This window comes from Serratia sp. BIGb0234 (assembly GCF_024809915.1).
GTDB classification, from domain to species: Bacteria; Pseudomonadota; Gammaproteobacteria; order Enterobacterales; family Enterobacteriaceae; genus Serratia; species Serratia liquefaciens.
In genome coordinates this window covers 444,926-458,656 of record NZ_JANUEI010000002.1, presented here as the reverse complement: position 1 = coordinate 458,656, position 13,731 = coordinate 444,926, and the positions used below count along the sequence as shown (strand labels likewise).

The 13,731-nt window shown below is 54.2% G+C and carries 10 protein-coding genes; 6 read left to right on the top strand and 4 right to left on the bottom strand.

Annotation, left to right across the window (positions count from 1 at the left end):
- Positions 1-68 precede the first annotated feature (68 nt).
- From M2407_RS09190 to dsrB, 3 genes are all read left to right on the top strand, one after another.
- Entirely contained in the window at positions 69-935 is an 867-nt protein-coding gene (locus M2407_RS09190; protein ID WP_122079735.1) for an ion transporter, read from the top strand.
- A gap of 284 nt (positions 936-1,219) precedes the next feature.
- Positions 1,220-1,432, top strand: coding sequence for a transcription antiterminator/RNA stability regulator CspE (gene cspE, locus M2407_RS09185; RefSeq protein WP_004946278.1), 213 nt, complete (start codon positions 1,220-1,222; stop codon positions 1,430-1,432).
- A gap of 341 nt (positions 1,433-1,773) precedes the next feature.
- Positions 1,774-1,977: a protein DsrB gene (gene dsrB / locus M2407_RS09180; protein WP_122080645.1), complete on the top strand. Its 204-nt coding sequence runs from the start codon at positions 1,774-1,776 to the stop codon at positions 1,975-1,977.
- 232 nt (positions 1,978-2,209) lie between these two features.
- On the opposite strand, the gene rcsA is transcribed toward dsrB, so the two are convergent.
- Positions 2,210-2,839 (bottom strand): transcriptional regulator RcsA, encoded by a 630-nt coding sequence (gene rcsA / locus M2407_RS09175; RefSeq protein ID WP_122079734.1) that lies wholly within the window; start codon positions 2,837-2,839, stop codon positions 2,210-2,212.
- A gap of 747 nt (positions 2,840-3,586) precedes the next feature.
- Positions 3,587-5,002 (bottom strand): pyridoxal-dependent decarboxylase, encoded by a 1,416-nt coding sequence (locus tag M2407_RS09170; RefSeq protein WP_128865355.1) that lies wholly within the window; start codon positions 5,000-5,002, stop codon positions 3,587-3,589.
- A gap of 100 nt (positions 5,003-5,102) precedes the next feature.
- Between M2407_RS09170 and M2407_RS09165 the strand changes: the two genes are divergently transcribed.
- Complete coding sequence (locus tag M2407_RS09165) at positions 5,103-5,975, top strand: LysR substrate-binding domain-containing protein (RefSeq protein ID WP_116690240.1); 873 nt, start codon at positions 5,103-5,105, stop codon at positions 5,973-5,975.
- Between the two features lie 2 nt (positions 5,976-5,977).
- Here the strand turns inward: M2407_RS09165 and M2407_RS09160 are convergent, their stop codons facing one another.
- Together M2407_RS09160 and M2407_RS09155 are read right to left on the bottom strand one after the other, a co-directional pair.
- Entirely contained in the window at positions 5,978-7,363 is a 1,386-nt protein-coding gene (locus M2407_RS09160) for a CoA transferase (protein ID WP_259217725.1), read from the bottom strand.
- A 63-nt stretch (positions 7,364-7,426) separates the two neighbouring features.
- Positions 7,427-9,610: a glycoside hydrolase gene (locus M2407_RS09155; protein ID WP_259217722.1), complete on the bottom strand. Its 2,184-nt coding sequence runs from the start codon at positions 9,608-9,610 to the stop codon at positions 7,427-7,429.
- A gap of 513 nt (positions 9,611-10,123) precedes the next feature.
- Between M2407_RS09155 and M2407_RS09150 the strand changes: the two genes are divergently transcribed.
- Together M2407_RS09150 and mgtA are read left to right on the top strand one after the other, a co-directional pair.
- On the top strand, positions 10,124-10,822 hold the full coding sequence (locus tag M2407_RS09150) for an MgtC family protein (protein WP_044552178.1): 699 nt from the start codon (positions 10,124-10,126) through the stop codon (positions 10,820-10,822).
- A gap of 199 nt (positions 10,823-11,021) precedes the next feature.
- A complete protein-coding gene (mgtA, locus tag M2407_RS09145) occupies positions 11,022-13,721 on the top strand; it encodes a magnesium-translocating P-type ATPase (protein WP_259217719.1) in 2,700 nt (899 codons plus the stop codon).
- Positions 13,722-13,731: the final 10 nt, after the last annotated feature.

The following is a 13,731-nucleotide window of genomic DNA, read 5'->3' as shown; positions in this document are numbered from 1 at the left end:
GCCAGAGTTGGCGGCGTTCAGGTTCAGGTCTAGTATATGAGCAACTTCCCGTTATAAGACATTGGACTATGACCACTGACACTGCGGCGCTTAGTTTACGCCAGCGCAGCTATCGGCTGCTGTTCGACAACCATTCGCGCATCGGCCGCAGGATGGAAACCTTTTGGGTCGCTACCGCGTTGCTGAGCGTGATTTTGTTGTTCCTCGAACCAGGGGGCAGTGCCCTTTACGCGCCCGGTCGGCAGGCCATTTATCTGTTCTTTTGGGCGGAGGTGGTATTTACCTTCATTTTTACTCTCGAGTATCTGTTACGCCTGTGGAGTACGCCGCGTGAGCAGCACTATGCCCTGAGCTTTTTCGGCATGGTCGATTTGTTGACGGTACTGCCGCTGTACATCATCTGGTTGTTCCCGCATATGACGGTGGAATTTGTGATGCTGCTGCGTGTCCTGAGGGTATTGCGGGTATTGCGGGTATTGAAACTGCTGCGTTACATGAGCGAAATGGGCATGATTTGGCGCAGCATCAAGCTGGCGCGCCATAAGCTGGCAATGTTTTTTGGCTTTGTCGCCGTGGTGTTGTGCGTGTTTGGCGGTTTGATGTATGCGATAGAGGGCGGTAGCGGCGGGTTTACCAGCCTGGCGGCGTCTATCTATTGGGCAGTCGTCACGCTGACCACCGTAGGCTACGGCGATATCGTCCCCCATACTCCGCTGGGCCGATTATTGACCTCCGTCCTGATTCTGGTGGGCTATTCAATCATCGCGGTGCCGACCGGGATTCTGACGGCTTACATGTCGCAAGAACTGCAGCGCAGTCGTGAAAGGCGAAATTGTGAACAATGTCAAAGAGGTGGCCATGAGACAGAGGCGATATTTTGCAAATATTGCGGCAGCCGATTACCCCCATTATCGGGTAAGCAGAGCCAGAAGTGACCAAAAAACAAGCGAAATGGGTTAAATCCTGTGCATTTGGCCCCGTTTCCACAGAGGGGCAAACAAAAAGAGTTGCTATTAAAGTCCCATCGTGAGTTAATGCTTCTCGGCCTGTGGTACAGACCTATTTATGCACGACATTTTGAGTAAAGTAGTTCAAATTTAAAGCGTTATCCTAGATAGCACTTCACTGACGAATTTCCTTTCTAGTGCCTCCATAAGTAACTGATGACCGGCTATATCTTGCCCATGGTGGCTTACATTTAATATTGAAGGAATTAGACATGTCTAACATGATCAAAGGTCAAGTGAAGTGGTTCAACGAGTCTAAAGGTTTTGGTTTCATCACTCCAGCAGACGGCAGCAAAGACGTGTTCGTACACTTCTCTGCTATCCAGGATCAAGGCTTCAAGACCCTGGCTGAAGGCCAGAACGTACAGTTCTCTATCGAGAACGGTGCTAAAGGTCCGTCAGCGGCTAACGTTACCGCTATCTAATCGGCTCTTCTGCTGATTAACAAAAACCCGCCAAGGCGGGTTTTTTTGTGCCTGCAATTTGGCGCAGGCAAAAAAAGCCCGCAAGTCTGCGGGCAAAAGTTCCTTGTTACTTCTTCATTTGCTGATACTTCTCTGGGGGGAAGCACCAGGAAACAGACTAACCGTTGTGCGCTTAAGATTCTGCGGACAAAACGTTAAGAAAGTGAAAAGCTGAGGGGCTGGTGGACTGCTACGCTTTAGTGAGAACCGCACAGGCGAGTGGCGAATTCCCTGTCGGTGCAGTATTTTTCTCACCGCATTTTGTAATACACTGACATCAATGATAAATGATGGGGTACGGCATGAAAGTGAACGATCTGGTCACCGTAAAGACGGATGGCATACAGCGGCGTGAAGGGGTGATCCTGGCGGTAGAAGAGTTTAATGAAGGGATTATGTACCTGGTCTCTTTGCCGGACTATCCTGCCGGTGTCTGGTTCTTCAACGAGATTGACAGCCGTGATGGGACCTTTGTTGAGCTTAGGCAGACGGAAACCAGGTCATAGTCTGATACCGAGCCAATACTTCTCTGGCGCATTAATTTAATCTGCAAAACTTCCGTGAGGGAATTATTCCGGAGGGGGAAGAATACTCGGTCTTTTAATGCGGGAATACCCGTCGCGGCCGAGAGTATCGTCGCGAACAGGTATTTAGGTTATTTAAATGCGTGGTATCCAGCAGGGCACGCTGAAAGACATTTAAAACCAACGTTTGCAGAGTAAGCAACAAACCTTTTACCTAGCGGCTATTGACGAATATTCCACTGGTTAAGGTGTCGGTTAAACGAACAACATGGTAAATAATCTGCTTGTTGTGCGTTTTAATTTTTCTTTTGATATTTCCCTTATGGGAAGAGACGGTTTTGGCCTTAATTTGCATCTGGTCGGAGATCTGGATAGTGCCCTGGCCTGACATCCACATGCGCAACATGTTTGACTCAGTTTGGCTAAGGGTAACCGGAGTCTGGTCAAACGAGGTTTTCTCGGTACGAGGCGCTTTTTTCTCCAGATAGTGACTAAGTAGTTGATTCATAGTCTCTGGTTTGATGGATTTTGACGAGATGATGACATTTTTACGAACATATAAATAATCGTCGAAATGTACGTTGGTGATGGCCATAAAGATGAAGAATAAGGTGTCAGGGTGCAGTGAAATCACCCCCTTTATACGTTCCGTCGCGTTAGCTTCGTGTATAAAGCAGTCTTCATTTATAAATACCAGGCTGGGTTTCAACTTGCTGCATTTTTCATGCAGGTCGTCGATATCATTGATGGCATTAATCTGGCGTTTTTTTACTCCGTGTGTTGTCAGGTAGTCTGTCAAACCTAATCTGGTATAGCTGCATGAATCCATAATGATCGTTGGCATATCTCACCCCCACTTAAATCCGTTTTACCGCGGTAACAAAAAGAAAAAGCCTGAAGCCTTAAAGGCAAATAAAAAGCACAAAAAATTCACGTAGAAGCAGTGTTCTATCAATAAACACGGCTGTACTCAACGATATTTTATTACTAAACTAATTAACACTGTGAATCTATAAGTTTAGCTTAAGTCAGAATAATCTGCTGGCGCAGGAATTGCTGTGAGGTAACGCCAATTTGGGCTTGAACCGCGTGCCTGCTGGTCTTTTTGTCATTGATTCAACCCATCATGTCACGAAACGAAATATTAGATTGCTAGGAAAATTCTTAAAAAAAATTCATGTGTTGTTTTTTTAACATTTTTTAGCCTATTTATTGAGCTTTAGAAATACACTCTGATTTGTATGATTTTATTTTTAATAATATTATCATAATGTTATCTGTTATTCTCTTGTTTTTGATAATGATAATTCTTCCATTTTTTATCACTTGCGATAATCAATAATCACATAGAGTTAACATTAACGCGTTTTTTTGTTAAGAAAAGTGACGATATAACAAGAGGTTGGTGTGATTATTCGTGCTATTTCAACCAATGTGAAAAATGTCAGTGAGTGATTAATTGGTTTTACTGAACTATTTTCTTTCGCAACAGGGCTGTAAATTATCAATTATTGATAAAGGTTTACGGCCGCATGGTGACGACCGTAATAATAGAGCGACCCACGCAGGAAACACCCTTGATTTTTCCCTATCAGCAAGGTTCTGGCAAACAATAACGCATCGATTCCAAGGCTAAATGAATATCGCTTTCCTGCGTCATCCAATTGACCAGGGCAGCGCGTATCCCTGGTTGTCCATGGTAGTAGGTAGGAGTACAGCGTACGATGCCATGCCGATCGAGGCGGGCGATAAAACGGTCGCGTGCTGCAACGGCATCGCCTTTATTGTCTTTCAGGGCAAAGCACACCACGTTTAAATTGACCGGCGCCAGCAGATGAAAGCCTTCGCTGGCCGCCAGCTCTGTGCCCAAAAGCTGCGCCAATTGGACATTTCGCTCCACCATATCCCGCATGCCGCTGTGGCCATAGGCTTTCAGCGCCATCCATAAAGGGAGTGCCCGGAAGCGCCGCGAGTTTTCAGGGGTCAGATGCAGATAGTTGTCCGGCCGTAACGTGGGGGCTTCCAGATAGGCCGAATGGTTTTGGAACACCTGCATCTGCAAGGCCAGATGACGGCTGAATTGAATGGCGCTGTCATAAGGGACGTTTAGCCACTTGTGAGCATCAACGGTGATGGAATCCGCCTGCTGCCAGCCAGCCAGGCGCGCTGCATAGCGCGGTGAACAGGCCGCCACGCCGCCAAAGGCCGCATCGACATGTAGCCAGAATGGATAACGTTCCCGCAGCGCCAATAACTGCTGCAGGTCGTCGAAGGCCACGGTATTCACCGTGCCGGCACTGGCCAGGACGAGAGTAGGTATGCCGACGCTGCTAGCCAGATGCCGTTCCAGCGCCGCCGGATCTATAGCTTCGGAGCCGGGAAGACAGTCGATAATTTTCAGCGCATCACGACCGATCCCCAGCATGCTGAGCGCTTTCACACTGCTGGCATGCGGATTCGCCGACAGCACCTGTACGGGGCCCAGGGCCGCAACCCCCTGTTCGGCGACGTCAATACCGCGTTGCTGGCCGAGCCATTGGCGACCGATGGCGATACCGACAAAGTTGGCCATGGTCGCCCCGCTGACAAAACTGCCATTGAAGGTTTCCGGCAGCCCCAGCAAGGTTTTTAGCTGGTCTACCGTCGCCAATTCAATCGCTGCGGCAACGGTATCCTGGCTCAATTGACTATTTTGGTCGATAGCGCTAACCAGCCAATCCGCCGCCAGTGCCGCCGGGGTTGCTCCACCGGTCACAAAGCCAAAGTAACGTGGCCCGGCGCTGGCGGAGATCCCCTCGGCATAACGCTGCCAGAAGTGGTCCAGTGCCGCGATCGCGCCCTTGCCACCTTCGGCCAGTTGGTCATCACCCGGCTGAAGTTGCTGTGCATCCAGGGGCGGGCAAACCGGGCGCTGTTTTATGCCGCCCAGAAACGTTTCGGCCAACTGACGGGTGTGATCGAGGATCTGTGGAAACTGGTCAAGGTCTTGCTGCAAACGTGGGTGCATCGATAACTCCGGACGTAAGGGGGAATAGTGACACCCTAAACCCTTTACTTTGGCGCGAAAATCGATGAAAAATACCCTTTTTGGATAGCAGGGCTAACCAATGTTCGATGAGCGTATTCCTTTACACTTTCTGCCGACCTTTGTAATTGCCGCCCGGCTAGAGAACCTGCGCGCGACCGCCCAGCAGGTGCACCTTACCCACGGTGCCGTCAGTCAGCAGATCCAGCAGCTTGAACAGGCGATGGGCTGTCCGTTGTTTGAACGGCAGGGGCGGGGGCTGCGTCTGAACGCTGCCGGGCGCGAGCTGTTGGCGGTGGCCGAACCAACGCTGGAAGCATTGCAACAGGGGATTGGCCGGGTCAGGCGCGTTGCGCAAAGTCAGGCTCTGCGTATCAGCGTCTTGCCTTCTTTCGCTCATTACTGGCTAATGCCGCGGTTGTCGTCTTTTCACGCGGCCTGCGCCGATATTACGTTGGATATCGATGCCTCGCTGGCGGTGCAGGATCTGACGCGCAAAGGTTTTGATGCGGCTATTCGTCTTGGCAATGGGCAATGGGCGGATATGCAGGCGCAACTTATTGCCAGGGGAGAGGTGGTGCCGGTCGCAACCCCTGCGTTGGCGCGCCAATGGCAGGCGGCCTTCGACGATGGTACGCCAGGCATGCCGCTGCTGGAGCATGATGTTACGCCATGGCGCAGTTGGTTTTTGGTGCATCAGCAGAGGGAGTATGGCAGGCCTCTGGCGTCGTTCAATGACGCTGGCTTGTTGATCCGCGCGGCCGAACAGGGATTTGGTATCGCGCTGGTGAAAAGACTTTTGGTGAGCGATGCGCTGACCGAGGGCCGACTGGTGGCGTTGGCTGCGGCTCGGCAACTTGAACCGGTTGATTTTTATCTGGTCTGGCCGCAAAACTCCGGGTTGACGCCGGCGGTTGAAGCCTTGTTACATTGGTTGCAGCGTCAATTGGCCTGAGTTCAGCGTCGTAGCCAGACCGGTTGCGAGCGGCCGAGCGGGGTGGCCGGCAGTACCCAAAGTAGCGCGGTGCCATTGAGCCATAACGCGGGGTTAAGACGTTGCGCCGGGCCCCAGCAGGTCAGTTCGGTTTCCGGGTTTTCATCTGCATCGACCGGCGGCGCCAGTGGTTTTCCCGGATGTTGTGGCGGGTACGGATGACGCAACAGCAGCTCTGCCGTTCGGGCCAGCGACAGCCGGGCGCTGTAGCCGGTGCCATTTTGCAGACGTTGGCGGATGCCCTGCAGCACCGCCGTGGCCATCAGGTAACCGGTGGCGTGATCCAGCGCCTGAACCGGCAAGGGTACCGGTATCGCGGCGTCTTTCCATTTCATGCCCGCCTCTGCCAGACCACAACTCATCTGTACCAGACTGTCGAAACCGCGCCGCCCGCGCCACGGGCCGCTCCAGCCATAGGCATTCAGGCAAACGTCGATCAATCCCGGAGATAAAGCCTGTCGTTGTTCCGCGCCATAACCCAGTTTTTCCAAGGCTCCGGCGCGATATCCGTGCACGATAACATCGGCGTTTTTCAGCAGATGTTCAAAGGTATGGCGATCGTGGGCGTTGGTCAGGTTCAATCGTGCACTGCGTTTGCCGAGCATCACCTCATGCTCAACAGCGGGTTCGTCCCAGCCGTAGGGATCGATACGCAATACGTCCGCCCCTAAACCGGCGAGAAAACGGGTGGCTACCGGGCCGGCGATAATCCGCGTCAGATCCAGCACCCGTATGCCGTGCAGCGGCCTGGCGTTGGGCAGCGTCCAGACTGGCGTCGCCGCTTCCTGAAGTTGCGTCTGATGGATCAGCGGTTCCAGGGCAACGCTTTTACCCTGGGTATGCTGCCGCCACGCTTCGACAGAAAGCATTTGCGCCGCGCAGCCACCGGCCTCTATCACCGCCTGCTCCAGCTCGTTTTTTTTCCATGCCAGCACCTTTTGCGCCAACCCATTTTTATCCTGATGCGGACCGAGCACTTGCTCTACGGCTTTACGGTGATGCGGTGCATTGGTATGCAGGCGGATCCAACCGTCGCTGGTGGCATAATCGCCCGCCAACGCGTCCCAGGCCGCAGGCAATGACCAACCTAGCGGGCGTAGCGTCCAGCCGAACCATAAGGACGCCAACCGTCGATCGACAAACACCTGCGGTGCTGCGCTGCGATTCTGTTGCAGCAGTCCGGCGCAGGCCAGCCCGGCGGCGGCCCAGCAGGCGGTCGCCAATTCGCTGACTGGGAATGCGCTGCTCAGCACACCTTCACCGCTGACCGTCACCGACCCCGTCGAAAAGGCGTCGTGACCAAAGCTTTGCCCGATCTCTGCGAGCAGCGTTTGAGTAAGGCTATCCATTATCAACTCCAGCGGTGACGGTCAGGGGACTGAACCTAGCGTAGTTCACCCCGACCGGTGTTGCTATGGCGTAACGTTCAGGGTGCGACCGTCCGCCAGTTTGGCACGCAGACTCTGGGCGGCTATGCCGTCGAACGGCTGCTCGCCAAAATTGGCGGTCAGCGTGGTGCCGTCGCTGAAGATGGTTTGCTGCACCCACCCGGCTTTATCCAACCAGCGGAAATCGATCAGCGCTTTATCCCAAAGGGCCTGATGCAGCGGACGGAAGGCGGCGTCGGCCTGTTTGATCTGCGGCAGGCGCGCCTGCAGCGTGGCACGGCTGAGATGGAACATCGGCGCGGTATTGTAGAGCTGGCTCAGCAGGCTGCGGGTGGTTTTGACATCGCTGAATTTCAGGTTGTCGTAGTTCCAGTGGTGGCTGCTGATCACCGCGTCGTGGAACACCGCCTGATACATGGGCAGACGATAGCGCGGATCGAATTCCACCGTGCGGTAGGGTTCCTTTACCTTGGCCGGGCTGAAGAAGAAGGCCGGTTGGGCATTGGGCCACCAGGCACCCAGGTAATAAGGGGAGGACTTATCGTGATTCATCTGCTTATCGCCCCAGCCAAATCCCCAGGTTTCCATACCGTGGGCAAACATGATGTGGCGTGCGGTCACCGCATTGCCATCTTCGGAGCCGAGCGGCAGGCGAAGGGTGTTGCTGAACCAGGCCAGCCGCGCATTGCGAGCCTGCGCCATTTGCTCGGCACCGGTCGGGTGGTTGGGCTGATAATCGTCAGAGACCATCCCGGTGCCGTCAACGTCAAGGAACAGACTGTTCAGCCCGGCCAGTCGCACCAGTTCGGTCATCCGCTGTTGAGAGTAAGGCAGTACGCAGCCTGGATTCAGGTAGTAGCCTTGTTTGCCGAAGCCGGGTTTCTTACTGCCGTCGGCACGCACGATGGCGCACTGTTCTCGCAGGGACGTCGGCAGTTGGGCGGTTAACCAGCTGTCATTGACTCCACGTGGAATGGCGGTGTCGTAAGAATCGTAGCTGGCGATCAGGTATCCCGCTTTTTTGGCGCTTTCTACCGCATGCGGATGCAGAAACTCGGCGGTCCAGTTGTCGGTACCCAACCACAGCCGAGGCAGGTCGGCCTGCTGCAGCGACTCGACCAGGGGGCTAGCCAGCCCCTGTCCCCAGCTCTCCGGCGCAGTCAGATAGGGCCCGAGTTGCCGTTGCGCCAATGCCCGGATATCCGCGGCCTGTTGGCGTTGCGCCGATAAGAAGTCGGCGTCATCCGGCGTCGCCTTGAGCGGCGTCAGTGTCACCAGCGCCTGATTAAGGGCATCAATCAGCGCTTGCTGTTGCCAGCCCTGCGGCGTTTTTCCCGCCAGCGTGCGCACGGTTTTTTGGCTATCGGCATCCATTTTCCGCCACAGAACTTCACCCTTGGGGGTGATAAGCCAGGCCAACAAACCCGGCCAATCTTTCACGTCGTTCGCCGCCAGCAGTTTGTCGCCCCACAGATAAATGTGCGTAGCGCCAATCAGCTTTTCGCCTTCCGGCGCGATGCGGATTTTATCTCGCAGGCTGCTGAACTGACCGCTTTGTTGCAGGTATTCACGGTAACGGCGCGCGCCGGACAGCGGCGAGTCTCCCACGTGCAGCAGCACCTCGAAAGCCTGCTGCTGATTAAAGCGGTTGAACTCATGACTACTGCGCATGGCGAGTCCCTTTCCTGCGCTGGCGAAGGTCACCTGGTTGCTGAATGGGGTTAGCAGCAACCAACTGTAGACCTTGCCTTGCTGTTGCTGGCTCCAAAGCGGCAGTTTCAGATCCCAGTTGGTATCCAGCGGCGTCATTTCCTTGACCAGATAATTCCGCCAGACGGGATTGTCCAGCGGGATGCGGCTCCCTTCGCCAATCGGCAGCAGCAGGGTCGTTGCCTGCGGCGGCAGCCTGAACCAGTTCAGGGTTTGTGCCCGCTTGCTGCTGAAACTCAAACGCAGATCGCCACCCTCCAATCTGGCGGTAACCTGCATGGCGCTGTTGGGCCATTGCCAGCTTGCCTGCGTCGATGTGCTTTGCAGTTCAGCCACGGTTTGCCCAGCCAGTGCCTGGTTAACCTGGTTTTTTCCCGCGACGATTTGCAGCGTGGCAGGATCGATATCGAAACGCGTTTCGCCCTGTTGCAAGAGCAGAGCCTGAGCGGGAAAACCGGCAAGCAGGGCGAGGCTGATGGAAAGGCGAAGCAGGTTCATTGAATGCGTGTCCTTGAGGATGATTGTCCTGTTGAAGCTCAAGCTTATCGGTAATTAGCCAATTGCCCAATGCCAATAAGTTATAATCGTGTGACTCATCAAATATTGGGGTTATTGAGTTTAATTTCCGTTTAATAAATTCGCCTTTACATCGTCACTCTGCGTCACTATACTCAGCCAAAATTTCAAAGAGGAAACACAATTGGACAGTTTTAGTTGCAGTGATATAAATAAGGCAAGCTGACCAATCCTCTTCTGATTAGTTGCTTGCCGAAAACGGCGGGCAGCACCCCTCTCTGGTTATTCCGAGCTGTGCAAACCCGAATCTGACTGTTGTTCCTGAGGCCATATGGCATCGGGTGAATTGATTTGGACGTAATTATGGTTATTTGCAGCCACAGCCTATTCCCTCCTGGCACTTATACGCTCAATCGCTGATTTATTATCGGCGCGGTTTCGCGTGTGCTAAAAAGCACATGATTTTATCTCCTGTGGTTATTTAAGGGGAAAGTCATGGCTATGACTCCTTTTGTTTTAAATTTATTACTGGCGATGAGCCTGGGCGCCGTTATTGGCGCAGAACGGCAATGGCGCCAGCGTATGGCCGGCCTGCGTACCAATGCACTGGTGGCGACCGGGGCGGCGGTATTTATCCTCAGCTCCATGTCTACCGACCCTTCCAGCGCCGGCCGGGTTGCGGCACAAATTGTCTCTGGCATCGGCTTTTTGGGGGCCGGGGTGATCATGCGTGAAGGCCTGAATATCCGCGGCCTTAATACGGCGGCCACGCTCTGGTGCTCAGCCGCAATAGGCGTGCTGTGCGGCCTGGGGCAGTATTGGAACGCGGTTCTGGCGACGCTGGTGATCCTGTGCGCCAATATTCTGCTGCGCGAAGCGGCGCAGCGCATCAATCTGCAGCCGCAACAACAGGCGACCGATCTGGAGGTGTGCTACCGCATACAGGTCACCTGCGGCGAGCAGGATGAAATACTGGTACGCACCCTGATATTACAGGCGCTAAATGGCGTGGCATTAAGATTACAATCATTGCGCAGTGCCGATATTGCTATTCCCGGCCAGCTGGAGGTTTGCGCGGAAATAACCGCTAACCCTTCGGTGCAAAAAGAGATTGAGGGTATTGTCTGTCGCGTCAGTCTGGAAAAAAGCGTCAGTGCTGTACGTTGGCGTATCGCTTCTGAATTACCTGTCTAATAAGTCATTAATGTTTCACTGTACTCAGTGATAAGGAGGCGTCATGGACGGTGACCCCGAAAGATTAATTATTCAGCGTGCACGACGCGGCAATAATTCGCGTTAATCACGCCAACTAAATAAATTCCATTCTGTGCTTATTCACCTGTTAATCAGGCGGGGTATCCCTGTGCGCAGAGTAAGATAAGAGAATTGCATTATGACCTATATTAATGAAACCGTACGTCGCCGGGATAAAAAATCGACGCCATACGCCATCGCACAAGAGGCGAAAAACAGCGTTGACCAGACGCTGGCAAATTTAAAATGCAACCGTAATGGATTAACCCAGGAGGATGTTGATGAACGCCTGACGCAGTTTGGTATTAATCAGGTAGCTCATGAGAAGGCTCCGCACGCGTTGGTGCAGTTGTTCAGCGCCTTTAATAACCCGTTTATCTATGTACTGATGGTGCTGGCTGCGATCAGTTTCTTTACCGATTACTGGCTGCCTGCCCGGCGCGGTGAAGAAACCGATCTCACCGGTGTCATCATCATTCTGGTGATGGTGTCACTCAGCGGGCTACTGCGCTTCTGGCAGGAATACCGCACCAACAAGGCGGCGGAAACGCTGAAGTCGATGGTGCGAACCACCGCAACGGTAATGCGCCGCAGCAGCTACAGCGCACATCCGCTGACGCTGGAGGTCCCGATCCGCGAACTGGTGCCGGGCGATATTATTCAGCTCTCTGCCGGGGATATGGTTCCGGCGGACGTTCGCCTGCTGGCGTCGCGCGATCTGTTTATCAGCCAGGCCATTCTGACCGGCGAGGCGATCCCGATTGAGAAATACGACGTTATGGGCAACGTCAGCCAAAAATCGAGTGAGGGCGAAGTCTCCAGCGAACATGCGCTGTTGGAGCTGTCGAACATCTGCCTGATGGGCACTAACGTCGCCAGTGGTACCGCCACGGCGGTGGTGGTGGCAACCGGCGGACGCACCTATTTCGGGTCGCTGGCGAAGTCGATTGTCGGCACCCGTTCGCAAACCGCGTTTGATCGCGGGGTTAACAGCGTCAGTTGGTTGCTAATCCGCTTTATGTTGGTGATGGTGCCCATTGTGTTGCTGATCAACGGGTTCACCAAAGGCGACTGGAGCGAAGCCGCGCTGTTTGCTCTGGCGGTGGCGGTTGGGTTGACGCCAGAAATGCTGCCGATGATCGTCAGTTCCAACCTGGCGAAGGGCGCTATCGCCATGTCGCGACGCAAAGTGGTGGTCAAGCGTTTGAACGCCATTCAGAACTTTGGCGCGATGGACGTGTTGTGCACCGACAAAACCGGCACCCTGACGCAGGATCGCATCATCCTTGAGCACCATCTGGATGCCAGCGGGACCAAAGACAATGAGGTGCTGCACCTGGCCTGGTTGAACAGCTTCCACCAGAGCGGAATGAAAAACCTGATGGACCAGGCGGTGATCCGTTTTGGTCGCGGCAAGCCGGGCATCGAGGCGTTGGGCCGCTACGGCAAGGTCGATGAGCTGCCCTTTGATTTTATACGCCGCCGTTTATCGATCGTGGTGGCGGATGAAAATGGTCAACAACGCCTGATTTGCAAAGGGGCGGTAGAGGAAATGCTCGAAATTGCCACCCATGTGCGCGACGGGCAGCAGATTTTACCGCTGGATCAGGCTCGGCGTGAGGCGTTGCAGGCGCTTGCCGCTCAATATAACGAAGAGGGATTCCGCGTGCTGGTACTGGCAACGCGAGATCTGGGCGAACAGAAAAATGCTCTGCCGCTGAGTATTATCGATGAACGTGATATGGTGATCCAGGGCGTTCTGACCTTCCTCGATCCACCGAAGGAGAGCGCACAGGAAGCGATCGCCGCCCTGCAGGAAAACGGCGTAGCGATTAAGGTTTTGACCGGTGATAACCCGGTGATCACCTGCAAAATCTGCCGCGATGTTGGCCTGGAGCCGGGTGAACCGCTTTCCGGTCCGCAAATTGAACAGATGGACGACGCCACGCTGGCGCAAGAAGTGGAACAGCGCACGGTCTTCACCAAACTGACGCCGCTGCAGAAGTCGCGAGTGTTGAAAATGCTGCAGGCGAATGGCCATACCGTCGGGTTCCTCGGCGACGGCATTAACGATGCGCCGGCGCTGCGCGATGCCGACGTGGGCATTTCGGTCGACACCGGTACGGACATCGCCAAAGAGTCGGCAGACATCATTTTGCTGGAAAAAAATCTGATGGTGCTGGAAGAGGGGGTGATCAAGGGACGGGAGACTTTCGGCAATATCATCAAGTACCTGAACATGACCGCCAGCTCCAACTTCGGCAACGTGTTTTCGGTGCTGGTGGCCAGCGCCTTTATTCCGTTCTTGCCGATGCTGGCGATCCACCTGCTGATCCAGAACCTGATGTACGATATCTCTCAGCTGTCGCTGCCGTGGGACAAGATGGACAAAGAGTTCCTGCGCAAGCCGCGCAAGTGGGATGCGAAAAACATTGGCCGCTTTATGCTGTGGATTGGGCCAACGTCGTCCATCTTTGATATCACTACCTATGCGCTGATGTGGTTTGTTTTCGCCGCCAACAGCGTAGAGCATCAGGCGTTGTTCCAGTCCGGCTGGTTTATTGAAGGTTTGCTGTCGCAAACCCTGGTGGTGCATATGCTGCGCACCCAGAAGATCCCGTTTATTCAGAGCACCGCCGCGCTGCCGGTGTTGCTGACCACGGCGCTGGTGATGGGGCTGGGTATCTATCTGCCGTTCTCGCCGCTGGGCGCACTGGTTGGGTTGCAGCCGTTGCCGTGGGAATACTTCCCGTGGCTGGCAGGTACCTTGGTGAGCTACTGCGTGGTGGCGCAGCTGATGAAGCGTTTCTATATTCGCCGCTTCGGTGAGTGGTTGTAATAAGTGCCGG